The organism is Roseburia sp. MSJ-14 (assembly GCF_018918225.1).
In the GTDB taxonomy this organism is placed as follows: Bacteria; Bacillota; Clostridia; order Lachnospirales; family Lachnospiraceae; genus Petralouisia.
On the sequence record NZ_JAHLQD010000005.1, the window covers coordinates 275,198 to 301,605 of the forward strand.

The 26,408-nt window shown below is 38.4% G+C and carries 25 protein-coding genes; 2 read left to right on the forward strand and 23 right to left on the reverse strand.

Annotation, left to right across the window (positions count from 1 at the left end; translation table 11 throughout):
* Positions 1-253 precede the first annotated feature (253 nt).
* From KQI83_RS01750 to KQI83_RS17035, 22 genes are all read right to left on the reverse strand, one after another.
* Entirely contained in the window at positions 254-511 is a 258-nt protein-coding gene (locus tag KQI83_RS01750; RefSeq protein ID WP_216554219.1) for an HPr family phosphocarrier protein, read from the reverse strand.
* A gap of 1 nt (position 512) precedes the next feature.
* A complete protein-coding gene (locus tag KQI83_RS17030; protein ID WP_216554221.1) occupies positions 513-2,150 on the reverse strand; it encodes a GGDEF domain-containing protein in 1,638 nt (545 codons plus the stop codon).
* Between the two features lie 97 nt (positions 2,151-2,247).
* Positions 2,248-3,957, reverse strand: a complete 1,710-nt coding sequence (locus KQI83_RS01760) for a S8 family peptidase (RefSeq protein WP_216554222.1) — start codon at positions 3,955-3,957, stop codon at positions 2,248-2,250.
* Positions 3,958-4,035: 78 nt separating this feature from the next.
* Positions 4,036-4,782, reverse strand: a complete 747-nt coding sequence (locus KQI83_RS01765; protein WP_216554224.1) for an urease accessory protein UreD — start codon at positions 4,780-4,782, stop codon at positions 4,036-4,038.
* Positions 4,783-4,797: 15 nt separating this feature from the next.
* Positions 4,798-5,406, reverse strand: coding sequence for an urease accessory protein UreG (gene ureG, locus KQI83_RS01770; RefSeq protein ID WP_216554226.1), 609 nt, complete (start codon positions 5,404-5,406; stop codon positions 4,798-4,800).
* Between the two features lie 28 nt (positions 5,407-5,434).
* On the reverse strand, positions 5,435-6,121 hold the full coding sequence (locus KQI83_RS01775) for an urease accessory protein UreF (RefSeq protein WP_216554228.1): 687 nt from the start codon (positions 6,119-6,121) through the stop codon (positions 5,435-5,437).
* 6 nt (positions 6,122-6,127) lie between these two features.
* A complete protein-coding gene (locus tag KQI83_RS01780) occupies positions 6,128-6,616 on the reverse strand; it encodes an urease accessory protein UreE (RefSeq protein ID WP_216554230.1) in 489 nt (162 codons plus the stop codon).
* A gap of 21 nt (positions 6,617-6,637) precedes the next feature.
* Positions 6,638-8,350, reverse strand: a complete 1,713-nt coding sequence (gene ureC / locus KQI83_RS01785; RefSeq protein ID WP_216554232.1) for an urease subunit alpha — start codon at positions 8,348-8,350, stop codon at positions 6,638-6,640.
* Entirely contained in the window at positions 8,343-9,035 is a 693-nt protein-coding gene (ureA, locus tag KQI83_RS01790; protein WP_216554234.1) for an urease subunit gamma, read from the reverse strand. Before ureA ends, ureC begins: the two co-directional genes overlap by 8 nt.
* Before the next feature lie 101 nt (positions 9,036-9,136).
* A complete protein-coding gene (locus tag KQI83_RS01795; RefSeq protein WP_216554236.1) occupies positions 9,137-10,618 on the reverse strand; it encodes an aldehyde dehydrogenase family protein in 1,482 nt (493 codons plus the stop codon).
* Positions 10,619-10,630: 12 nt separating this feature from the next.
* A complete protein-coding gene (locus tag KQI83_RS01800; RefSeq protein ID WP_216554238.1) occupies positions 10,631-11,761 on the reverse strand; it encodes an iron-containing alcohol dehydrogenase in 1,131 nt (376 codons plus the stop codon).
* A 17-nt stretch (positions 11,762-11,778) separates the two neighbouring features.
* Positions 11,779-13,146, reverse strand: a complete 1,368-nt coding sequence (locus KQI83_RS01805; protein ID WP_216554239.1) for an aspartate aminotransferase family protein — start codon at positions 13,144-13,146, stop codon at positions 11,779-11,781.
* 32 nt (positions 13,147-13,178) lie between these two features.
* A complete protein-coding gene (locus KQI83_RS01810; protein WP_216554241.1) occupies positions 13,179-14,342 on the reverse strand; it encodes an iron-containing alcohol dehydrogenase family protein in 1,164 nt (387 codons plus the stop codon).
* A gap of 19 nt (positions 14,343-14,361) precedes the next feature.
* On the reverse strand, positions 14,362-15,150 hold the full coding sequence (locus KQI83_RS01815) for a carbon-nitrogen hydrolase family protein (protein ID WP_216554243.1): 789 nt from the start codon (positions 15,148-15,150) through the stop codon (positions 14,362-14,364).
* On the reverse strand, positions 15,151-15,987 hold the full coding sequence (locus tag KQI83_RS01820; protein WP_216554245.1) for an ABC transporter ATP-binding protein: 837 nt from the start codon (positions 15,985-15,987) through the stop codon (positions 15,151-15,153).
* A gap of 15 nt (positions 15,988-16,002) precedes the next feature.
* Positions 16,003-16,794 carry an ABC transporter permease gene (locus KQI83_RS01825; protein ID WP_216554247.1) on the reverse strand — a complete coding sequence of 264 codons (792 nt, stop codon included), beginning with the start codon at positions 16,792-16,794 and terminating at the stop codon, positions 16,003-16,005.
* A 37-nt stretch (positions 16,795-16,831) separates the two neighbouring features.
* Positions 16,832-17,194 carry a P-II family nitrogen regulator gene (locus KQI83_RS01830; protein ID WP_216554249.1) on the reverse strand — a complete coding sequence of 121 codons (363 nt, stop codon included), beginning with the start codon at positions 17,192-17,194 and terminating at the stop codon, positions 16,832-16,834.
* An 11-nt stretch (positions 17,195-17,205) separates the two neighbouring features.
* Complete coding sequence (locus tag KQI83_RS01835; protein ID WP_216554251.1) at positions 17,206-17,532, reverse strand: P-II family nitrogen regulator; 327 nt, start codon at positions 17,530-17,532, stop codon at positions 17,206-17,208.
* A 282-nt stretch (positions 17,533-17,814) separates the two neighbouring features.
* Complete coding sequence (locus tag KQI83_RS01840) at positions 17,815-19,251, reverse strand: hypothetical protein (protein ID WP_216554253.1); 1,437 nt, start codon at positions 19,249-19,251, stop codon at positions 17,815-17,817.
* Between the two features lie 106 nt (positions 19,252-19,357).
* Positions 19,358-19,990: a hypothetical protein gene (locus KQI83_RS01845; RefSeq protein WP_216554255.1), complete on the reverse strand. Its 633-nt coding sequence runs from the start codon at positions 19,988-19,990 to the stop codon at positions 19,358-19,360.
* A 41-nt stretch (positions 19,991-20,031) separates the two neighbouring features.
* Positions 20,032-21,198, reverse strand: a complete 1,167-nt coding sequence (locus KQI83_RS01850) for a hypothetical protein (protein ID WP_216554257.1) — start codon at positions 21,196-21,198, stop codon at positions 20,032-20,034.
* A gap of 9 nt (positions 21,199-21,207) precedes the next feature.
* Entirely contained in the window at positions 21,208-22,728 is a 1,521-nt protein-coding gene (locus KQI83_RS17035) for a LuxR C-terminal-related transcriptional regulator (protein WP_216554259.1), read from the reverse strand.
* Between the two features lie 356 nt (positions 22,729-23,084).
* Between KQI83_RS17035 and KQI83_RS01860 the strand changes: the two genes are divergently transcribed.
* Positions 23,085-23,825, forward strand: coding sequence for a LytR/AlgR family response regulator transcription factor (locus KQI83_RS01860; RefSeq protein ID WP_216554260.1), 741 nt, complete (start codon positions 23,085-23,087; stop codon positions 23,823-23,825).
* Between the two features lie 2 nt (positions 23,826-23,827).
* Complete coding sequence (locus KQI83_RS01865; protein ID WP_216554262.1) at positions 23,828-25,132, forward strand: ATP-binding protein; 1,305 nt, start codon at positions 23,828-23,830, stop codon at positions 25,130-25,132.
* 9 nt (positions 25,133-25,141) lie between these two features.
* Here KQI83_RS01865 and KQI83_RS01870 read toward each other — a convergent pair whose 3' ends face one another.
* On the reverse strand, positions 25,142-26,368 hold the full coding sequence (locus KQI83_RS01870) for a PucR family transcriptional regulator (protein WP_216554264.1): 1,227 nt from the start codon (positions 26,366-26,368) through the stop codon (positions 25,142-25,144).
* Positions 26,369-26,408: the final 40 nt, after the last annotated feature.

Here is a 26,408-nt window from a genome sequence, read left to right on the forward strand (position 1 = left end):
GTTATTCACTCCTTTTTATTTTTGGGGGATACTTTGTATCTTGTCCAGCCTTTCCCTACTTTATAACCTATGAAGAACTTCTTTTCCCTGTTCTGTATTCAATCGGAAGCAATTTATAATTGTATAAAAAAGGCATTAACACACATAAATATCCCATTATTTATGTATAGTTAATGCCTGCCGTTCCAGTAACATACTATGTATATAGAATAGCATTAATCCTCTTACTTGTCTAGCAATTTTTTTCTTATTTCTATAAATTTTCTTCAAAAAATTCTTCCATTTCAGCGACTGCCTTTTCCTCATTTTCTCCTTCGACGCTTACAGTCACTTCATCGAAACATCCTACCCCAAGACTCATAATATCATTTAATTTTGTTGCATCTGCATTTTTCCCACCAAAGGAAACAATTACTTTACAACCACACTCTTTTGCTGCTCTTGTCAATCTTCCTGCAGGTCTTGCATGAATCCCAACTTCTTCTGTAATTTTGTACTGAAATGTTCTCATTTTATTTGCCCTCCTGTTTCATCATAAACTTCTCATGATACATCATACGATCTGCTCTTCGCAATGTATCACCCAAATCATAGTCTATCTTTTTATCATATACTGCATACCCACAAGCAATTTGAATTTCAAATTTTTCTGTACTGTTTCGATTCCATTCCCGTGCCTTTCTCTTCAATTCCTCTATAAACTGCTCACATCTTTTTGTTGAAACTTCTCGCAATAGCACACAAAACTCATCGCCACCTACGCGATAACACTTTCCTACTTTTCCAAATACCTCTTGCAAAATATCAGCACTACTGGAAATATAAATATCCCCTTTTTCATGTCCCCAGGTATCATTACAGTGCTTTAAATTATTTAAATCGCACATCATAACAACACTTCCATTTAATTTAAAACTTGCCTGTCCGGTGTAATCCGCATAAGCTGCACGGTTATACATTCCTGTTAACTGATCATGATATGCCATTTTTTCAAAACGCTCTGCCTGTATCCCTATATCCATCAGGTTCTTTGCTTCCCGCACAGATTGTACTCCTAATACAATAATGTAAACAAGGAATCCCAACATTCCCATTACGTTCACAGATGCTCCATGAGAAATATAGTAAATAAACATATCGGCAACCATACCAAGTAAACATGCTCCTAAACAAAGCATCATCATTTTTAATTTGCTATTCCATCCTACCTGATACAGCTCACGTATTAGCATCACTACCCCAATAACCAAAAGCATTCCCATTACCAAATGATTCATCCACAAGGTCTGACGCAAATCCTTAATGTTATATAATTGCAAAATAATAGATACTACCGTAACCACAACACTTGCAATACACGGTAGATACCATATCTTGCTCTCTTTGACAAATAATTTTTTAATATAAAGAACAAACGGTATTACAACCAATAATAATGCTAAAAACGGTACATTGGATTTTGCGATAGATTGTGGAAATACCAATGAGATTCCATCAATATCCGTCAGCTTCCAAAGTCCTATATTAAACGAAAACATTCCCATCATCATAAGACTTTTGTCTACTTTTGGATTTCGATAATTACATGCCACAAATATAATAAATATAATACCAAAAATAATTGCCAGCAGGCTTAGACAAAATGGTAATAAATTGTCATGCACAATCTGTAACCAGATATTGATTTCTGAGCCAAAATAAAAATCCGGGATTATGTCTACCGAACTTTCATATACCGGAATCAACACTACTTTTATTTCTTTTCCACTATCTTTCCCGTAAATGGGAATAATATTCCATGTATTACCGGGTGTCTTTCCAAATGTATTATTTTCTGCCGGTTTCATTTTGTATACCAGCTCATCATCAATATATACTTCCACATTTTGATGAAGGGTATAAAACATCAGACTTTCGCCACCGTCCGGTATCTCCTGCTGCCGCATCACATACTCCGTTTTTAACCCTAACGGAAGCTCTGTGCTTGCGTTTTCATACACCTTTGTTTTCTTATAGGCAGACAAATACTGACACTCTGACTGTTTTCTTGCACTAAAAACTTCATCCCGAGAATCTACACATACATATACGAAAAAAGAAACTACCATCAATACACATATGGTATATAAAATATAAATTGCCTTCTTCACTAAATTTTCTCCCTAATTTTACATGCTTATTTTCTTTAGAATATAACAAATCCTAAAGAAATGCAATTTATATTTTATATAATATTTTGAAATATTTTTATTCCGGCAAGCTGTCTCTGACACATAACGCCCCCCATCCAATCTGCGGATTGGGATATTCTCTTAAAACAGGCAAATGTCTTGCCCCACGCAGAAAATAAGCCTTTATTTTTTCTCCGTAAAGAAATGCATCATTTCCATTTACAATTCCCCATTGCATCAAAAGTGCTGCACTTCCGGTTACAAAAGGTGTTGCCATAGAGGTTCCACTGCGCACCACATAGCCCCCTCCCGGTGCCGTAGAAAGAATATTTACTCCCGGTGCCGCTAAGTCCGGTTTCACCTCATTGGTCTGTCTGGTAAATCCCCGACCGGAAAAATCCGCCAACTGGTCGTTTCTGGAGTCATATGCTCCCACAGAAATCACCTTGGCTGCTGTAGATGGAATCGTAAGAGTAGTTTCCTCCACCGGATTTAAAAATCCGGTTCCTTCATTTAATACAGACTGCCCCGGCATCCACATATCGTAACTCCCGCGCACAATTTTTCTCGGTACTAATATAATTGTCCAAATTCCTGCATCCATATAGGTCTTAACAGGAATAAAATCAATATAAATCTCCTGATAGGGACTATAAGGACTTGGTTCCCCATAATACACAAGCAGTTCTGTCTGTCCTAACACAAACCGCTGTGGACCTTGTATTTTTTGAATAGGGCCGACTGTCTGCCCGGAAGGACCGGAAACAGAAATATCATATTCATCCACATAGGACTTCCAAATCTGCAAATTCATCACGGTTTCGTAATTACTAATAGCAAATTCTACTTCTCTTTCTATTCCCTGCTGAAGGTAACCGGAAGCGTGCCCTCTTGCAGCTCCTTCATTTCCAGTTCCTATGGATATACTGGTTTTCCAGTAATTAGACATATCATTAATATAACTTTCTAACAGTGCTGTTCCGCTATGGGCTCCATAGCTATTTCCAAAGCTGATATTTACTGCCATTGGCATTTGCAGTTCTAACGCCTTTTTCACTACATAATCAAGTGCTCGCATCAATTGTGTTGTTCTGGGAAATCCATTGGGTTCTGCTGTTCCTAATTTCACAACTAATAACGGGCTTTCATACGCTACTCCTCGATTCACTCCATTGGAGGCTCTTCCATTTCCTGCTGCAATTCCCGCCACATGAGTACCATGCCCGGAAATATCCCGACTGGGTACAATCCGAAAACGTTCCTGTTCTGTTGGAGCTAATAGTGCCTGATTGATTTCTTCTGTGGTATATTCTCTATCTAGCGTTTCATCATAGAGTGCTAAAATCCGTGTACTGCCATCTGCATTTCGAAAATCCGGGTGACTGTAATCAATGCCGGAGTCTAAAATTGCTACTATCACCCCTTTTCCGGTTAGTCCGAATCTTGAGGTCTGTACGGCATTAATGCAGGAAACGCTTTTTCCCTGATTGACTGCAAAAAACAATCGTTTTGGCTTTTCCACAAATTCTACTTCCGGTGCGGCTGCCACAAGGTTCATGGCATCCTCCGGCACATTTAAAATGGCATATTCATTCATCAGCTCGATTACTCGAATTCTTGCGTCCTGTTCTTGCAATCTTTTGATATCTCCGGAGTATTTTACAATAATTTCCCAGCGATTTTTCTCCGGCTCATACCCCACACCAAGCTGAACTGACTTTTCCCGTTCTCTTTCTGTGGCATCCAGAGCAAGATTTAACAAATTTTCAAATTTAGGGCTATTCATATATCATTCCCGTATCTTTTCTTATTATCATATATTCTACAACAAACTAAGATATGCGAATGCTTAATATCCCTTCTATTATATTATCTCTTGTAACCGTTGAAATTCTTCCTCTATATCCTGTGCTGTATGCGCCAGGACTCGAATACACACTCCTGCTGCCGGCTGGGTTTTCGCCAACACAACTTCTCCCTGAGGCTCATAGGAAAGTAACTTTTCCTGTGTTTCTTTCTCGCCATAGTAATAGAACGTTCCCTGATGAGTATACCCATCAAAAAACACCATTTTTTCCACATCCATTTGTTGCGGATTCAAGTAACAATGGTCTAACCAGACCGGCCTTTCCTCTTCCATCACACAGATGCGGTTGCGATAACGGGAAAATGCAAATCGTTCTCCCATTCCCACGCGACCTGCGGCTAAAATGTCTGTGTATACAAATTCACTTTCCCGCTCTAAATGCACCGTCATATCTCCCTGAAAACTACCTTCTGCAAAGGGAATGACCGCCTTAGGGCAATAATAAAGAGATGCATTTTTTTCCAGATATATTTCTATCTGTTTGGATGCATTTCCTTCTCCGGTATTAAATATTTTACTATAAGACTGCTCGGTAATCTCTGTCTTGGTATTCTCTTTACAGGTTATCTCATATTGAAAACAATCTCCCTGCAAAATTCCGGCAGATGCCATCATAAGCACCACTCTTAATCGTTCCTGTCTTGTATTTGGAATTCCCAATTTTAGAGGACTGGTAAAATAACTATGGGTAACTGCGGTTTTTCCATGATTATTTTCAATTTGAAGTTCTAATTTTGTTTCCATAGGTAATATTTCCTTTTATATGCCTTCAAACAACACGTTTTTCTTAATCCATTCTATTACGGTATCGATACTGTTTCCTTCCATCAGGTTGGTAAACAAATAGTCTTTTCCTTTGCGCATTCGGTTAGAATCCTGATCCATTACTTCCAGACTTGCTCCTACCATCGGTGCCAAATCTGTCTTATTAATCACTAAAAGATCAGAACGGGTAACACCCGGGCCTCCCTTTCTTGGAATTTTTTCTCCCTGCGCCACATCAATGACATAAATGGTCGCATCTGCTAAATCCGGACTAAAGGTTGCAGAAAGATTATCTCCTCCACTTTCAATAAAGATAATCTGCACATCCGGGAATTTTTCTACCATTTCTTCCACTGCTTCTAAGTTCATGCTGCAATCTTCACGAATTGCTGTATGCGGACATCCACCTGTCTCCACACCCATAATACGTTCTGATGGAAGTGCAGAATTCTTAATTAAAAACTCTGCGTCTTCCTTGGTATAAATATCATTGGTGATAACACAAATGGAATAATCCTCTGACATTTTTCTGGTCAGTCGCTCAATTAATGCGGTTTTTCCGGAACCCACCGGACCGCCTATTCCTATTTTTACATATGACATAATTTTTGCCCTTCCTGTTTCTTATATTTTAGGACATATACTGTCTCGAATACAAATGTTCATGCTTCATGCAGTGAAGTTCAAATGCTGTTCCCGATACACCAAGTTCCTGTACCTCCACCTGCATTGCCTGTTTTACTGCTTTTTCTAATCCATCCATATTCTGAAACAGTACACGCTGCCCTTCTAATTGGCTTAATGGTACCAGTTTTACTCCATTATTTACAATGGCAGACAACACACTATACCCATACATAGTCAGCACTTCTTCTAACTCCATTCCAATGGATGCACCGTAAAGCCCGATTGCAATGGGATGAAATCCTACCGCTTTTTTGGCTTTTATTTGTTCAAAATACCATTCTAAAGCTCCGTTTAAATCTCCCATTGCTTCCCTTGCTTTCAGGTAACGGCTACACATTTTATTACTTCCAACCCGGACTTCCCTTGCTCCTTTTATTGCATTGGTAAGCGCATCCAATTCCAGCAATTTTTCCGGTTGTTTTTCGTATTGAAAGCCAAGTGCAGCAATTCCCAAATCGTTGTATGGAAATATCTGCAAAAATCCTTCCATATATTCCTGCAACTCTTTTATACTACCGATTCGTTCTTCTGCTACATAATCTTCTAATCCATTGGATAAGGTAAATGCCCCTATTGGGAAAAATGCATCTACTGACTGTAACATATATAATAAGTTCTTTTCACGCTTCATAAGCTGCTACTCTTTCTCGTGGCTATGGGTATGATGGTGTTCTTCTCCATGCTGATGGGTATGTGCATGGGCATGACAAACGGTAAAATGTTGAAACTTTTCTTCTCTTTTTTCCGGATGAAAACCAAGCTTCTCTAAATATTGAAATGTGGGTTCATCGTAAGGCACCATTACCTGATGTTCTTCAATAGAAAGGGATAGGTGTCGATTTCCTAACTCAAAGCAAAGTCGTCCCATTTCCTGCATAGTATTTACCGGGATAACAGTCAGCTCACACGGTAAAATATCTACTGCTACCACTCGATTATCGTCTGCATATAGGATATCGCCTTCATGTAAATGATTTTCTACACGAATCCCTACTTCTTCCCCGGATTCAGTGCTCTTTTTCAATAACTTTTTTTCCAATTCATACCATTCTACCCATACCTTATCCAGCTTTCTCCCATTCAACTCATAGCTTTCCAGGTTTCCAAGTATTTTTTCTACAACCATTTTCTCGTCCTTCCTTTTGCATTAAAACAGATAATACTTCTGTGTCAACGGAAGCTCTTCTGCTGCTTCACAGGTGATTTTTTCTCCATCTACCCGCACTTCGTATGTCTCAGGATTTACCTGTATATCTGCAATCACATCGTTATTTTTCATATCTTTCTTTCCAATATTTCGGCAATTTTCTACCGGAAGTACCTGTCGTTGTAAAGATAATTTTTCTTTGATTCCTGCTTCATAAGCCGCTTTAGAAACAAATGTAATACAAGAAGTCTTTCGTGCAAGTCCATATGCACCAAACATATTGGTATACACTACCGGCTGTGGAGTTGGAATGGAGGCATTGGCATCTCCCATTTTAGAAGCCATGATAAATCCACCTTTGATAATCATTTCCGGTTTCACACCGAACATTGCCGGATTCCACAATACCAAATCTGCCATTTTTCCCACTTCTACTGAACCTACATATTTAGAAACACCATGGGTAATTGCAGGATTAATAGTATATTTTGCAATATATCTGCGTACACGGAAGTTATCGTTACGCTCATTATCTTCCGGTAATGTTCCTCGCTGTTTTTTCATTTTATCAGCAGTCTGCCAGGTTCTTGTGATAACTTCACCTACACGTCCCATTGCCTGTGAATCGGAACTCATCATGGAGAAAATTCCCATGTCATGCAATACATCTTCTGCTGCAATGGTTTCCGGACGGATTCTGGAATCTGCAAATGCAATATCTTCTGGCACTTTCTTGTCCAAATGATGACACACCATTAACATATCCAGGTGTTCATCTAATGTATTTTTCGTAAATGGCATGGTTGGATTGGTGGAAGATGGCAATACATTGGGAAATGCTGCTGCACGAATAATATCCGGTGCATGTCCTCCTCCGGCTCCTTCTGTATGGTAAGTATGAATCGTTCTTCCCTTAAAAGCATTAATGGTATCTTCTACAAAACCAGCTTCGTTCAAAGTATCTGTGTGAATTGCTGCCTGCACATCATATTTATCACAAATGGTAAGACAATGGTCAATGGCAGCCGGAGTGGAACCCCAGTCCTCATGGAGTTTTAAGCCACAAGCTCCTGCCTCTACCTGTTCTGCTAATGTATCTAAATCTGCGGAATTTCCCTTGCCAAGATATCCTAAATTCATTGGTAATTCCTCGGATGCTTCTAACATTTTTTCTATATTAAATCTTCCCGGTGTACAAGTGGTTGCATTGGTTCCATCTGCAGGTCCGGTTCCTCCACCTATCATGGTAGTAATTCCGCTATAAAGTGCCGTTTCTACCTGTGTTGGACTAATAAAGTGAATGTGAGTATCCAACCCACCTGCAGTAACAATTAACCCTTCACCTGCAATCACTTCTGTTCCCGCACCGATGATAAGATTTTTATCTACTCCATCCATCATATCCGGATTACCTGCTTTACCGATTCCACATATTTTTCCGTCTTTGATACCAATGTCTGCCTTAACTATGCCCCAGTAATCTATAATTACTGCACTGGTAATCACGGTATCAGGACAATCTTCATCACGCACTTTACATGATTGTCCCATTCCATCACGCAAAGACTTTCCTCCACCAAACTTGGCTTCTTCTCCGTAAACAGCATAGTCTTTTTCTACTTCTATTATCAGTGAGGTGTCTGCCAGACGAATGCGGTCGCCTGTTGTAGCACCATACATATCTGCATATTTTGCTCTGCTCATTTTATACATTGGCTTCTACCTCCTGAAATCCTTGTTCTTTTGCCTCTTTTAAGGCTGCCTCTTTTACTTTGGCATCGTCAAATTTTCCTTCTACCAGACCATTTAGTCCATGTCCTTCTCGGTTTCCTCCGATTTCTACAAGGTTCACGCGCTTTGTCTCTCCCGGTTCAAAACGCACTGCCGTTCCGGCAGGAATATCCAAACGCATACCATAAGCACGTTCTCTTTGAAATTTTAATGCTTTATTTACTTCAAAGAAATGATAGTGTGATCCCACCTGGATTGGGCGGTCCGCAGTATTGGTCACTTGAATCTGTGCCGTATCTTTTCCTGCATTCAGCTCAATTTCTCCTTCTTCCGGTAATAACTCTCCCGGAGTTACTTTTCCATTTCCAATAATAGGATTATGTACAGTTACCAGCTTTGTTCCATCTGGGAAAGTTGCCTCTAACTGTATTTCATGTATCATTTCCGGAACACCGTCCATAACATCCTCTGCGGAAAGCATCTGTGTTCCCATGCTCATGAGTTCTGTTACGCTGTGTCCATCCCTTGCTAACTCTAACAATTCGGAGCTGATATAAGCAATTGCCTCCGGATAATTCAGTTTCAGCCCCCGCTCTTTTCGTTCTTTTGCCAATGTTCCCGCAAGATGAAGCATCAACTTGTCTGTTTCTCTTGGTGTTAAATGCATGTATCTTCCTCCTTACTTTTTCTTTTTATATTTTTATATAGTTATGAGAACTGTTTATACTATATCTATAAACAGTTCTCAATGTCAATTATCCTTATGGGTTAATTCTCATACCATCCTAAAATTCCCGGAGCCATATTCATGTTAATCTGTTTTACTTCCTGATACTCTTCTAAGCCATGTGTTCCAAGCTCTCGTCCAATACCACTCATTTTATAGCCACCCCATGGAGCCTCTGAAAATGCCGGATTATAGCAGTTAATCCATGTAATTCCTGCGCGAAGTTCACTGATTACACGCTGCGCTCTTGTAGCATCATTGGTAAATACCGCACCTGCAAGACCATAAATAGTATCATTTGCAAGGACAATGGCTTCTTCTTCTGTTTCAAAGGTTTGAATTGTTACTACCGGTCCAAAGATTTCTTCTTGTACAATACGCATCTCACTTGTACATTCGTCAAAAATAGTTGGGCGCACAAAATATCCTTTTGCACATTCTCCTTCTTCATAGCGATAGCCGCCACATACTAGCTTGGCACCTTCTTTTTTTCCTATTTCAATATAATTCAATACATCCTGCATATGCTTTTCAGAAACCAATGGTCCCATGTCCGGATTGTTTAACGGGTTTCCAAGAGTCATACGATTTGCTCTCTGGGAAAAACGTTTTACAAACTCATCCTTTATAGATTTTTCTATAATAATTCTAGAGCCTGCACAACATACTTCTCCCTGATTGAAAAAGATTCCAATCATTGCCCACTCTACTGCTGCATCTAAGTCTGTATCTGCAAAAATCACATTTGGAGATTTTCCGCCTAACTCTAATCCGATTTTCTTCACATTACCTGCTGCCGCACGCATAATACTCTGTCCTACTGCGGTACTTCCGGTAAATGTTACCATATCCACGTCTTTGCTTTCTGCAAGCAGATTTCCAACAGTACTTCCCGGTCCAATTACTAAGTTTACCGTTCCTTTCGGTAGTCCTGCCTTTTCAAAAATCTCAAACATTTTAATCGTAGATAATACCGTTTCTGAACTTGGTTTAAAAATAATGCTGTTTCCTGCTGCAAGTGCCGGAGCCATCTTCCATATTCCCATCAAAAACGGGAAATTCCATGGAGTTATCAATCCACACACACCTACCGGCTCATGTACTGTATAAGAATGCATTGGTCCAAAGTTGCTGTTTACTCCATAAACACCGCCCTGTGGTGTCCGAATCAATCCTGCGTAGTAACGGAAGCAATGGATTGCATCATCCACATCAGCCTCTGCCTCTCGCAATGGCTTTCCGTTGTCCATAGATTCTGTTTTGGCAATCTCTTCTAGCTCTTCTTCTATCATATCTGCAATTTTAAGAAGTACATCACTACGACTTTGGGTATCCATATCACGCCACTCTCGTGTTACATAAAAAGACTTTTTTGCAGACTGAATGGCTTTTTCTACATCTTCTATGCTATTTTCCTGTACCTCAGCAATTACTTCGCCTGTTGCCGGATTGATGGATTGTAATGTTTTTCCTGAAGTTCCGTCTACCCAGCTACCGTCAATAAATGTTTTATTCTTCTTCATAGCGCCTCCTATCTACAGTGCTTTTCGATATAATTCCTCAATCTGTTTCTGTTCAAATACCACCGGATGATTTGCGATTCCTGCGGCAGATACCTTCATACAGTTTTCTGCCATCCACGGAATATCTTCTTCCTTAATTCCAAGTTCACCCAGGGTAACTGTAAGTTGCAATTTTTCCAGAAAATTCTTTATGGTTGCTACACAATCGGTTTCGTCTTTTCCGCCTAAGCATCTGGAAATTACTGCATATTTTTCCGGATTTCCTTCTATGCTTGCCTCCATTACCACCGGTGTAATTGCTGCAAGACCTTTTCCATGCGTAATATCTCTTAGACCGCTTGCCGGATGTTCCATACCATGTGGCAAGGTGACTCCTGCGGTATTAATCACCATTCCACCGATGGTACTGGCAAAGCTTACCGCATCCCAACTCTCCGGTTCACATTCTCCTTCGTAAAGAGGAATCAAATGTTTTCCAATAAGCTCCATTGCTTTTTCACACATCATATCTGTGAGTGGCTGACTGATTCGGCTGACATACGCTTCCATACAATGACACAACGCATCAAATCCAACGCTTGCTAAAATTCCTTTGGGCATCGTCATCATGCACTCCGAATCAATAATCGATGCTTTTGCAACGATTGCATTGCAACGCAGGGACTTCTTATCTCCATTTTCCGGATTCGTTAATACTGCAAATCCATTTCCTTCACTTCCGGTTCCACAGGTTGTTGGAATCAGTATAATCGGAAGTGCTTTCTCACTTTTCAGTCGATTGAAAATATAATCGTTGATGTCTCCTTCATTTACTGCCAGAAAAGCTGCTGCCTTGGCACAGTCCATGATACTTCCTCCACCAACACCGATAACAACATCACACTGTTCTTTCTTTGCCAGCTCTGCTGCCTCCTGTGCGGTAGTAGTAAGTGGATTCTGTCTTACCTGATCAAATACAACACTGTCTACCTCTGCTTTTTTTAAATATTTTATTACCCTGTCTAGTAAACCTGACTTTTTCGTACTGCTTCTTCCTGTTACAATTAGTGCCTTTTTTCCATATTCCACTGCAATTGTGCCGACTTTATCCACACTTCCTCTTCCAAATATCAAGTTTACCGGTAGAAAATAATTAAATTCCATAACAGTTCCCCCTTTTATTATTTTAATGCTTCCTCTGCTTCTTTAATGGATTCTTCAAAAATAGCAAATCCTCTTTCTAACTGCTCATCGGTAATACAAAGTGGTGCAAGGAAACGAATTACATTTCCTGCGGAACCGGCATTTTCAAGCATTAATCCTTTTTGTAATGCAATCTGAATTAACTTAGCTACAAATTCAGGATATGGTTCTTTTCCTTCTTTTGTTTTTACAAATTCTATGCCTATCATTGCACCAAGACCACGCACATCTCCTACTTCTTCATAGGTTTCTTTCATACGATTAAAAGCTGCCATCGTCTTTTTGCCGATTTCCATTGCTTTTCCTGCATAGTCCTCTTTTTTCATAATTTCTAATACTTTAAGGGCAGAAGCACATGCCAAAGGATTTCCACAATAGGTTCCTCCAATAGTTCCTGCCGGTACTGCATCCATAATCTCTGCTCTTGCTGTAATAGCACTGATTGGAACTCCACCGCCCATAGACTTTGCAGTAGAAATAATATCCGGTGCTGCTCCTGCTTCTTTCCAATATTCGGAAGCAAAATATTTTCCACTTCTACAGTTACCACACTGTACTTCATCGGCAATCAAAAGGATACCATTGTCATCACAGATTTTTCTTACTGCTTTTACCCATTCGATTGGTGCCGGGATAAATCCGCCTTCGCCCTGAATTGGCTCTACCAAAATTGCTGCCACGTCAGAAGCCGGTGCTGCTTCATCAAAAAGCTTTGTTAATTTCTGAACATAATACTCAATTGCTTCTTCTTCGGTATATCCCTTTGGTGCACGATATAGGTAAGGAAACTCTGCACGATAAATTCCGGATGGGAATGGTCCCATGCCAAGTGCATATGATTTTTTAGCTGTCAATGCCATAGTTAAGTTTGTTCTTCCATGGAATGCACCGGAAAAACAGATAATGCTATGACGACCGGTATATGCTTTTGCTACTTTAATCGCATTTTCATCTGCTTCTGCACCACTGTTTGCAAAAAAGGTCTTTTTCTTTTCCCCACGACAAGGCATCAATTCATCAAACTGTCTTGCCAACTCAATATATCCTTCGTGTGCTACCACATTGAAAATACAATGGAAATATTTTTCTGCCTGCTCTTTTACTGCTTCTACCACTTCCGGTCTGGAATAACCAATATTTAATACTCCGACACCACCGATAAAGTCTAAGAACTTATTTCCGTCTACATCTTCTAAGATAGCTCCCTCGCCTCGTTTAATACAAATTGGATATGTATAACCACATAATGCTTTTGGTAAGGCTTCATCTCTTTTTTTCAATAATGCCTCTGCCTTTGGTCCCGGTACATGATCTGTAATAATTTCTGGTAATTCTTCTCTTAACATTTTAAAACGCTTCCTTTCTATCTACTGTGCATTTATGCATACATTTTTTCATAAAGTGATTTTAATATAGCAACATCAACTTTTCTTGGATTATCCGGTGTAGAAGCATCTGTATACGCAGATTGTGCCAATGCATCAAAATCCTCTTTTTTCACATTAATTTCTACTAATTTCTGTGGCAGACCCGCCTGTGTATTAAATCTTTGAATCATTTCTACACAACATGCTGTTGCGGCTTTCTCATCCTTTTTCATATCAAAGGTTGGATCAAATGCTCTTGCCAATTCCTTCATCTTTTCTCCACACGCTTCTGCGTTAAATTCTAATACATATGGAAGAATCAATGCATTGGCAACTCCATGCGGTACATCATAAAATGCACTTAAAGGATGTGCCATAGAATGTACGATTCCAAGACCTACATTGGTAAAACTCATACCTGCCAAATACTGTGCAATGGCAAGCTGCTTTCTTACTTCATAATCTTTTGGTGTTTCTAATACTTTCAAAAAGTTCTCAGAAATAAGGCTGACTGCCTTTAACGAAAGCATTTCCGAAAAAGAAAATGCACCAAGAGATAAATAAGACTCTACTGCATGGGTTAAAGCATCCATGGCTGTTGCTGCTGTAAGTTTTAACGGCAAAGATGCCATAATTTCCGTATCTAAGATTGCTGCAACAGGAACTACTTTAGAATCCATGCAAGCCATTTTTCTTTTTTCCTTTGTATTGGTAATTACATAATCCATTGTGGTTTCTGAACCGGTGCCTGCTGTGGTTGGCAGTGCAATAATCGGTACTGCCGGATTGCTGCTTTTATCCATTCCTTCCAACGATACTACATCTGCATTTTCTGGATTATTGGCAATCACTGCTACGGCTTTTGCGGTATCAATAACAGAACCACCTCCTACTGCAATGATAAAATCGCTGTCACTCTTTTTATAAAGTTCAAGACCATAAAGCACATTTTCAATCGTTGGATTCGGCTTTACTTCGGCATCTATTTCATAAGGGGTCTGATTTTCCTTTAGGACCGCTTCTATTTTCTCAACAATTCCGCATTTTATCAGGTCTTTATCCGAAATTAAAAATGCCTTCTTGAAATGGTGTTTTGCGATTTCTGTTTTTATCTCATTTCTGGCAAACTCTCCAAAATAAGAGGTTCCCGTGTATACCATTCTGCTTATGCTCATTTTCTTCCTTCTTTCTATCCTATATAAGTACGGATTTTTCTTTTATTTGTGTTCCAAAACCTTGACGTTTTTCTTTATTTGTTATTCTTGTCAGCTCTGCAATCACATAGGATTCCTGACTGCTTTTTGCTTCTTCTAATACATTTCCAAGGCAATCTGTAATCATAGCATGTCCGGCAAATTCTACATTTCCATCTTTGCCAATACGGTTTGCTGCTATGGCAGGTACATCACCGGAAAAACTGCTTCCACACACCGCTAATTCCCATTGTCTTTCGTATGGATTTTCCCATGCTGCACTGATAATAAAAAGTTCTGCCGCTTCTAATGCATATTTTTCTGCCATTTGTGGAAATGCACTATCCCAACAAACTAAAAATCCCAGCTTTCCCACATCTGTTTCACATATCTTGCAAGCCTTTCCCGGCTGAAATATGTTTCTCTCTTCTTCAATTAAATGCATTTTGGAATATACATGCTGTACCTTTCCATTGGTATCCAGAAAGTAAAGTGCATTTTCTATTCCCGCTTCTCCGAAATACGGAGCACCTACAACTGCATTTACTTTAAGTTTCTCACAGGTTTCTGCTATTTCTTTCAAATTTCTTTCTAACTGCATCTGACTACAATCTGTGGATATTTTTTCTAACTTTTCATATCCATAAAGAATCATTTCCGGGAAAACTATTAACGTAACCGCTTCGTTTTCCCGTTTCATTCTTTTTAATATTTGAATAATATGTATGGTATTTTCTTCTACTGCTCCGGTAACACAGTCCATTTGAACTGCTGCCACATATTTTTCCATTTACTCTTCCTCTACGTCTTGGTTTGCAGAATACAGCAAGTCATTGATTCCTTTTCTTATGTTTATAAATTCCGGCGTATCCTTTAATTCCAATCTACGTTTATGAGGCAGATATACATTTACCTCTTTAATTACTTTTCCCGGTCTTGCTGACATTACATAAATCTTATCTGCCAAGAATACTGCTTCATCAATATCATGGGTAATAAATACAACGGTTGGATGTTCTTTTTCCCAAATTTCACGCATCAAAAGCTGCATCATTGACTTTGTGTGCGGGTCTAATGCTCCGAAAGGTTCATCCATCAAAAGCACTTCCGGCTTGTTTGCCAAAGCTCTTGCAATGGCAACTCTTTGCTTCATTCCACCGGACAATTCCTTTGGATATGATTTTGCAAACTTCTTTAATCCGATAATATCCAGATAGCGGTCAGCAATTTCCTGCTGTTCATCCTTTGGCAGCTTTTTCAGCTTCAAACCAAACTTAATGTTGTCCTCTACTGTCATCCAAGGGAACAATGTATAAGTCTGGAATACCATTCCTCTGTCCGGTCCCGGTCCGGTTACCTTTCTGTCATCAATAATGATATTTCCTGCCGATGGAAAATCCAATCCTGCTAACATACGAAGTAAGGTAGACTTACCACATCCGGAAGGTCCTACGATACAGACAAAATCATTATCCTGTATGTCAATAGAAACATCTTCGATTGCTTTTGTACTCTTTTTCCCTGAGGTATATATTTTATCAATATGCTCCGCAAGTATCTTACTGCTCGCTACATGGGCTTCCAGCGGAGATCCGGTTGTATCTTTTTCTATTTTCTTTCCTGCCATCTCTTATTCCTCCTTTTATTCTGCCCACGGGAACATTTTCTTAATTGCAAATGCAAACAGTCTGTCTGTAATCAATCCTAAGATTCCGATTACCAGAATTCCTGAGAAAATACTCTCGGTATGTAAGAATCTCTGTGCTTTCAAAATGGAATATCCAAGTCCTGAACTGGAAGCAACTAACTCTGCAACTGTCAAATATGTCCAGCCCCATCCAATCATCATTCGTAAGGTTAACATCATTTTTGGTGCCATTGCCGGAATCAATACCTTGGTAATCGTTGTCCATCTTGTAGTTCCAAGGGTGTAACTGGAAGATAATAAATCATCTGATACGCTTCTTGCATCATCTGCAATCATAAGTACCATCTGGAAGAAACATCCTAAAAATACAATGGTAATCTTAGCTCCTTCTCCAATGCCGCACCATACCATAACCAGTGGTACGAATGCCGGAACCGGCATGTAACGGATAAACTCACAAATCGGAGCAATAACTGCTTCCAATGGTCTGAAACTTCCTGCCAGAATTCCCAGTGGAACTCCTATGAGTGTTGAAATAATGAATCCCATTGTAATACGGAAAATACTATATCCCATATTTACCCAAAGAGAACCATCCATTGCACTATCTACAATATCTTTTACTACCTTTGCAGGTGATGGAAGAAACAGTTCTTTTACACTTCCACTTAAGCAAAGTAATGTCCATGCTGCAAAAATTACTACAAATGTAACAATTGCTGATATTACATATCGTTTCTGTGATATATCTTTCCTTAATCGGAAATCTCCTCTATCCTTTTTCATCTTTCTATCACGCCTTTCCTTCGGTTGTATACATTGATTAAATCAATGCATCTTCTCCTTTTTCTCCAGTATGGATACGAATACTTTCTTCCACCGGAAGCACAAAAATCTTTCCGTCTCCTTCTGTTCCATGACTGTTTATAGAAAGAACAATATCTACAACAGCTTTTACCGCCTCATCCGGTACTATCATTTCAATCATTTTCTTTGCTACCAATGCATTTTCATATATCTTTTCAGCTGTTGTCATGGGATTTCCTTCGTTTGCGGTAAAACGTACCGTGGCTTTTCCTCTTCCCAGCACTTCCTTTGTACTCATTGCAAAGAAACGATTATCACTCAATGCCTGTTTTGTCTTAAAATAACAATTTGGTCTTAATATAATTACAATCTGTTTCATAAGACCACCTCCTACAATTCATTCTTTCCAGAGCTTACAGTAATTGCAGTTTCTACCGGAAGAATAAAAATCTTTCCATCTCCAAAAGCTCCTTCATCATTTGTCTTAGATGTTTTTACAATAATATCTGTTACTTTTGTTACATCTTCATCTTCTACAACCAACATCAACATTTCTTTTGGAATTTCATCATAATAAACATCATCTACTTTCAGTCCTCTCTGTTTTCCACGTCCTAAAATTCCAAATCTGGTTACTGCACGATAACCTGCTTCACATAAACTATTTAATACTTCATCACATTTTTCTGGTCTTACAACTGCTTTAATCATCTTCATAATTTTTTCTTCCTTTCTTACTCTAAATTTTCTCCTTAGCGGAGTATGATACATCATACATTTTGATACAAAAAAAGACGCCAGAACACTACTGTTCTGACGTCTTCGTCATCAAATATGATTTAATTGATGTACTCATTATATTGTGAGACGTCCGTATTTACAATGGAGTTTCATCATAATGATTCTTGTGCGCTACGCACAATAATGAAATGAACAGAAGTTTTCCATCCACCTTTACACCTGTTCTGGTTCCTCCATATCCCACATCAAAAGTTTGAGTTACTCAATGATCGATTCATAAAAACTTAACGCTTCTTCCACACTTACAATATCTATAATATCCGGACTTCCGTTGTTAAGTTTCTTCCATATAGGAATGCCAACTACACCTCTAATTTTTTTAAATACATCTTCCTGCACCTGTATGATTTCCATATACATGGAAGTTACCTTATCGCTTGATATACTCTCAGGTTTTATAATTTTTCCATCATCAGATAGAAACTCATACTTAGATAATATATCCGTAATCTGTGTAAGCCATTCTCCCTGTGCTTTATGAACTCCCTCTATCATTTCTGTTGTTAATATGTCTGCAAAATATTCTTTACTGAATGTTTTCAACTTCTCCAGCTCTGCTTTGTAACTGAATACAAATACATTTTCCACACTCTCTTTTTCACTTTTTCTACCCGCATATTTATTATAAGCAGGTTGATACACCTTGTCTCTCCAACCGGAAAAATCGTAGCCATAAGTTCCATACAGTGCTGATGACAGATTGTATCCTTTGGGTCTTTCTTCCAGATTTAACTGTGTAATGGACCTTCCGCTTGGATAGAGAAATCGATTTGCCATCTGATGACAAACACCACATATGCCATATAAGATTCCAATTGAATCATCTTTGTCGCGTACTTCATTCAATGCATAATATGTAAAATGCGGAATTTGAAATTCATGTAAAAATCTATTTTTATCCGTGCCACCCTTACATCTGAATTCATCACTTGGATCAATTGATTCCACCCATGTATGATCCAGAAAATTTGTATTAAAGGCTTTCTTCGTCCATAACTTCAACTTCGTATCATGAACAGGTGCATCGACGGAAAAATCAGACTTACTTTCTTTACATTCATTTAATGTTTTAATATCGGTAAGCACCAACGGATATTTCTTCTTAGAAAGTTTTTCTACTATGCTTAAACTTGCAAATATCGTTTCTGTTTTTCCATTTTCATCTTTATAGTGATTTCTTCCAATGATTACTTTATTGGAAGCACTACTCTGAACCCACTGAGCTTTTGACTCTTTTCCATTTGTCACAACCTCTATATCTTCAGCCACACACATATATAAACGTGATCTTTCTTCTTCGGATATACCTGTATCGTTTTCTTTTCTTGCGATTACACTTGCCAACTCATATACTGTTTTTCCATTCTCATCCCCACTATGAATTCTTCTCGTGATAACCCTTGGCTTTTCAATATCATATTCGAGATGTGAATTGCTCTCTTTCATAGTAATACCTGAATCATATGCAAGCCATACATCAACAAATCCAGCTTGCCTTGCCTCTTCCGATAACGTTAGCCTAGCGAACTTTGCATTGGATTTACCATTTTCATCTCCCCAATGATACCTCGCTATCATACAGTAATGGGATTGCATGTCTTTTATTTCACTATTATTCTGTAGAATCTGTTCCAAAAATTATTTTCTCCTTTCCTTTACCTTCCTTAATTTTTCCTTACCTGCTAAACTTGTGTAAAATACATCTGCTGACATTATAATTTTCATTTATTCAAAATCCGCTTTAATCTGAATATTTTTCATACAAATCATCACATATTCGAATATACATTACCACTTTATCCATAAAATCCACTTGTACCTTGCTGTCCTCTTTCATAGTAATGGTGATGTCATAGTCATTTCCAAACCAGGAAGATTCCACATCCCCCTCGCCAATCACATTACCATCATAGTCATACAGATAATAACCATCCTCATCGGAGTAATAATCCTTTGGATTGCCATCCGCATCCAAATATAACATATAATATTCTCTCCCATATACCCCATTATCCAAAACTTGTTGTTGTGCATATCCCCAACACTTATCGTTACTGTCATAATAACCATATGTGGTGGCAGAGATTACCCCCTCCACATCATTGATTGGTTCATCTGTTACGAACTTTACATAAAACCATGTTTCACCATCAATAGATACTGTCCATTTTGTATGAAAAATTCCACTTTCTTCCATATAACCTGCAACCATTCCATCCGCCTTGATATCCGTTTCCTGATTAGGCTCCTCAATATTAGATTCCATAAAAATATTAGTTGCATTGTTCATTGCTTTCTTAGCGGCTTTACTATCTTCATACTCCACTTTAGAAGCTCCGCAGCCGGAACATACCATTGTCAGTATACCTGCCACTGCAAAAGCTTTTACTATCTTTCTTCTTCGTCTATTCTCCTTTACTCCCAGTTTGTTGCACCTCCCTCCTGATCTCTTGCCAATTCTCTCGCTACCATCACAGCCATAGCAGTAAGCAACGGCAAATATTCCTTCTCATATGCAATAATAAAGGCATTATCAAAAAATACATTTTCCCAGGTAATATCCATATCATCCATGATGGCTCCCAAAACTTTACCATTCAATGTCACTTTAAAATTATGCCCGATTGTACCTGCATACTCTATCAACTCTAATCTGCCTTCTTTTATGTCCATAGCAAATGTATCTCTGACAAGAGCAAACTTTTTCTTTAATACCCCATAAGGCTCTCCTTTATAATAGAAACTGTAAGTTGCTAATGCATGACCGATTTTCTTGGTCATTCGGAAAACTTCTGTCTGCTGTGTATCATAAATGCGCAGATTAATCAGTGGGTCTGTACCTTCAACCACATAAATCAGATTATCATTCTCATCCCGAAGTTCAAAATGCTGTCCTGCAAGCTTGAAATCCTCTGTAAAAGTATAAACTTCAGAAGTCTTACTTTCTCTAAATGGTAATACCTCACCATTTTTTACAAAATATTCCATACTCTCCTTCAACCAACTCTGAGTCATAAAAATATCAGAGTGATAGCAGAGATGTTCTGCTGTATTTGCACAAAACTCTTTCTCACATGGAATTAATGGTTCGTTTATTTTTTTCTTAATAGTCCCTTCTAAAAAAGAATAACCGATATAACCAATACTTCCATCTCCGGTCAGCCAAAAATAAATAAACTGTCCTCTTGCATCCGGTCCAAATATAAGTGACGTATAAGGAGACGTGGAAAAACGCCCTAACCAACCGGAACCAAGCGGTGTCTTTACATTTTTGTAGGCTTCGTAGAATTCTTCTATTTTTCTTGGTCTGTCCATGGCAATCATGGCTCCTACATCCGTCATGGCATTGTAGTCTTCCGGAGAACCAGTCATAAAAATGGCAATTCCAATAATCAAAACAACCGTTCCAATTGACACCGGAACTGTATGCCAGTTTCCTGCACTACATATCCATACAGCAAATGCACAAACAGCACTACCACAAATACGAAACTTCCATTTCCGCCTCGTTAATGCCGGTGAAATCTGCTGACTTTTTTGATTATTTTTCTTATCTGTCAATTCTGTATCTACTTTTTTCATATCTCTCTCCTAAATTAATCCAATTTCATTCGCCCTGTTTACTGCCTGTTGTCGGTTTTTTACCTGTAATTTTCTAAAAATTCCTGCGCTGTGAAACTTTACTGTTCCCACCTTTTTTCCTGTCATTTTTCCTATTTCCTGATAGGACAATCCCTGTGCCATAAGCCCAAGAACCTGTTTTTCCGTTACCGTGAGTGGCTCAAAATATTCTTCTGCTGACTTTAGATAATCGGGTAATCTCTTTGCCACCTCGCCTGCAAGAAGAAGAATCTTCTCGGTAAAGGCATTGCTTTCTTTTCTCTTATGATATATAGTAAGCATCTTTACCATATATGCTCCTTCATCTGCCAGAAGTCGTATGTACTGATACTTTTGTGCAATTTTCAAGGCTTCTTCAAGCTCTGCACACATATCCTCCAGAGCTCCTGCCTTACAGCAGGCGATTGCAGAAAGCATATAACACTCGCATACATCCATGTGGCGATATCCTTTTTTCAAAATGGGAATCAACTGCTTTGCAAATATGATTGCAAGCATATATTTTCCGGTCATAAGATAACAACGGATTTTTACCAGATAAGCATACATATCCATCATGTAAAGCTCTTTTGTCTCATCCGGTGCAAGTGTATCCAACCATTCCTGTACAATATCCTGATTTCCATCATAGCAGGCAGCCCATGCGCCTAAAGCATTTAAACTGTTTGTCAATTCCTCCCAACCCGTCTTTTTGATGCGCTCTCTGATTTTTTCTACCAGGGGTTGTGCAGCCTGACTCTGTCCGTTTAAAAGAAGTATCTTCATTTGAAGTGCCATTGCCACAAACAGACACTGCATATCCTGCACATTTTCCATCATAGGAATTGTTCCTGTAACTAAAAGCAGAGCTCGAAAGCTATCATTTATCTGATAATGCCACTCTGCAAGTGCAATCTCAAAGACTCCCTTTCCGCTTTCACCATAAAGCATTCTTACCATATTGGTAATGGTTTCACGATACCTTATAAGTTCTTTTCCATATCGGGTAAAATCACGAAAACCATTTAAAATACTTGGTCTGCTTGCGGACAGTGTAAGACTTTGTATCTGTGAGATATTCGCTCTTTGCATCGTTGCCACAACATGAAAAAATTCATTATCACTTATATAAGGCATAACCAACTGTGCTGTCAGGCAAAAATAATCCCTCTGTGAAAAATCTTCAGGGCTTATATTTTTTTGTGTCTCCCCGAATATACCGATATAGGTTTTTGCCCCTTCTAAATCGTTTTCCATGGTTGCCAGAAGTGCTCGCAAGGAAATAAGCGCCATACTTTCTCCTGTGTTTTGATGATAAACTTCCTCCGGTAACTTATGAAAATATTCTCTGCATGCCCACAAAGCAGTTACACTAATAGGACGAAAAAATTCCTCCTTTATGGTTTCTAAAAGATGTCCCTCCTTGTCTGCCTTTTTGATGATTTGTATCATTTCCTTGGTCTTTCTGGGGTATATTCTGTCTTTTATTAACATGCTTTCGATTCTAATCACTTTCCTTTCCCTTGGATAGCATTATAAAAAATGGTCCATTTTCGCGTCAACTCAACCAAAGTATAGGTTTTTTAAGAGTTTTTTACCTAACTTTTTATGGGACAATTTCTAACAAACGCCCATTTTATCCAACTTTCCTTGATTCTATTTTTTGAGTTTTTTCTACAAAAAGCGAAAAAATTTTTTTATTATTTTTTTACGAAACAATATAATTATGGTATCAAAAATTATATTTAAAATAATACCCGCTACACGAAACGACCATATTTTGCACGAAATGACATACTCTCTTTGCTTCCTTTTTCTTTGTCTGTTATACTATGTTTAAAAGACTAATCCGAAGGGGGCTATTATGCATGCGATTTGCATTGGTTGATGACCGTACAGAGGAACGAGAATTGATTTTAGAACTACTTTTCTCTTTTGCCAAAGACAACAATCTTACTTTTCATGCAGACAACTTCAAAAGTGGCGAAGAATTCCTTGCCGCCTTTGTTCCTTATTCTTATGATATTGTATTTCTGGATATCTATATGGATGGAATTACCGGCATAGAGACTGCCGCAAAGATGCGCGAAACAGATAGTCGCACACTGATTATTTTTCTTACTACAAGTCAGGAACACATGGGCGATGCGTTTTCTATCCATGCATTTGATTATGTAAAAAAGCCAATTCAAAAGCAGAAATTTTTTTCTTGCTTAACGGACGCTATGCGACTTTTACCAAAGCCCAATCAATATCTGTCCTTTCTCTCTAATGGCACCGAACTGCGGTTATTTTATAATGATATCTGCTTCCTTCGTTCTTTTACACATTCTATTGAAATCACTATAATCAGTGGAAAAACGTATTCTGTATATGCTTCTTTTTCTACTTTTACTAAGCCACTTATGGAACAGGAAAATTTTCTTCTGGTAAGTCGTGGAATTTTAGTCAACATGGACTACGTCACAGGATTTACCGCAAAAGAATGTACACTGCAAAACGGCATTAGTGTTCCGATTACTATGCGTAAACAAAAACAACTGACTTGTATCTGGCATAACTATAACTTTGCCAAGCTGCATCGGGAAGCAACAGAAAGGAGCAGATAGACATGATATTTCTTTCAAATATTCTACAATTTATGGTTTTGATTCCGGCTGCTATTCTTGCTATCCTGCCGGTACGAAATCAATTTAAACTCCCTGTTTGGAAAGTGTTTCTTTTTACAACGCTGACACTTATCATAATAATTCCCTGCTGTGCAATCATTATGCTATTTGCGGATATTCCCATTAACTGTCTGTTATTACCGGTAATGACAGTTTTATTTCTTTGCTATAACAGCGTGTTAAAAAGTAGTTTTGGTGTAAATCTTTCCCTTTTTCTACTGATTATAACACTGATGTCCTTTCCTGCTAATTTTTCTCTCGCTATCGACTCACAGATACATCCCACGGAAACCCTGGCAGATGCCTGCATTCTGGCAACTGCCTGGCAGCTTGTATTAAGCTTTGTATTTTTATTGCTATTTAGCGGCATTTTCTACTATTTTCTTGGCAAACTAGTCGACTGCATGACCACTTCTTTGACATGGCTTGCTACCTTACCTGTACCAATTATTTTTTTCCTGATAAATATAATGATGCAACCCAAATATTATGAAACTATGCACACCAACCGAATATTTTCCATTTATATATGTTATCATTTCCTTGCTATTTTACTTCTGATTATCATCTATGCCATTTTTTATCTGGTGGCTATGGAGCTGATTCGAAGCAATGAAAATAAGGAACGTATCCGATTATTTGAGATGCAGGAAAGCCAATATCTTGCACAACAACGTTATATGATGGAATCTGCACGATTACGTCACGATTTTCGTCAACAACTTAATTCTATGGCAAAAATGGCGCAGCAAAAGGAGTATGAAGCACTAACTTCTCATATCTTAAACTGTGTAGATGCCATGCCTGACAATGTAACTACCTACTGTACAAATATTCCTGTCAATGCTCTGTTTCACTATTATGCTTCTTTAATGAAAGAAGCTGATATTCCTTTCCATTGGAATATCAGCCTGCCAACTTCTCTTCGTATCACAGATATTGAATTGTGCTCATTACTTGGAAATATTTTAGAAAATGTCTACTATGCCTGCTCATTATTACCGAAAGAGCAACGATACCATAATTTCACCGTATGCTTAAGGCATGAAAACAACCTTTACATTGTATCCGCTAACAGCTTTAACGGTACCGTAAAAAAAAAGAACGGAAACTATCTTTCCACTCACAAAGGCGGTTCTGGAATTGGACTTAACTCCATTGCTACCATAGCAGAAAAATACAATGGTATGGCACAGTTTTCTAATACGGATAAGGAATTTATGATTGATGTAGTGCTGGGGCAATAGCCCTGTCACCTACTCTTCTCGATTTTCCCGATACCTTTTAATGGCAAATGCCAGCTTCAGCTCCAAAAATACCGATAAATCACTAATATCATCTTCTAATATTTTTCGTATCTTATCCATACGATAACGCATGGTATTTCGATGGATATAAAGTGCCTCAGCAGTGGCATTCGCATTGCAATTATGCTCTAAATATGCCTCTAGCGTCTCGCACAATTCTCCCTCCTGCATCTGGTCTGCCTTAATCAGTTTTCCAATTCGGCTTTCCATATATTCATCCAGAAACTTTCCATTGGAAATCTGGGCAATCAATGAATAGATACCAAGATTTTCATAAAAATATACCTTTTCTTCATTTGGTGCTATTCTGGATATGGTCAACGCATTCTTTGCCTCTTGATAGCTCTTCTTAAAGTCCTCTAAATATTCATAACCGGTTCCGATTCCTGATTTCATGGAAATATGATAATTGGCTTCTCCTCTTTTCATAATATTCATCAGGATTGTAACCAAAAGATCCTTACTAAATACTTCTGACGGTAACAATGTAACAACATACTCACCTTGGGACAGTACCATCAAATGACGCATACTGTAAGAACGAAACTCTGTTTCAACACTCTTTTTTATGTTTTCTCTTATTTCCATCAGGCGACCTTCGTCTAACTGCTGTTTTTTCTTTTCTACTCCTTCTGGTGCATTCACATGCAATACTACGATACGGTGCTTTCCGGAAAGATTCACTCCAAGATAATTTGCCTGCTCAAGAATTCCCTCCACATCTAAATGATCCGTATACAAGATAGAGGAAAGTATTCTCTCTCTGGAATTAGTATTACTTTCTTCCTCTACCAACGCCTTACAGACAATCTGAGACAGGTCTATCAGATGTAGATTCACTGATAACTCATAGAGTGGAAGTTCTATTTCATTGCAATAATCTATCACAGACTGGGATATCTGTCCCTCGTTAATCACAAATCCTGCAATATTCTTACTGTACATGACTCGTATCATATCTATAATTTTTTCATCATTTCCAGTCAAACTTTCATTTGTTACAATTACCAGTTCTTCCCCATGTATCAATTCTGTTAAATCTACTTCATCCTTTAGACACTGCACACAGTCTGCAAAATAAATCCAACGGATATTTCGTCCAACACCCTTTTCCCCTGCAACTAACTTCATGCCATTTCTAATTTGTTTCATATTCATTAAGTCTTCGCAGTTCATGTTCATCCACCTTTCATGCTTTTATTATACGCATGATTTT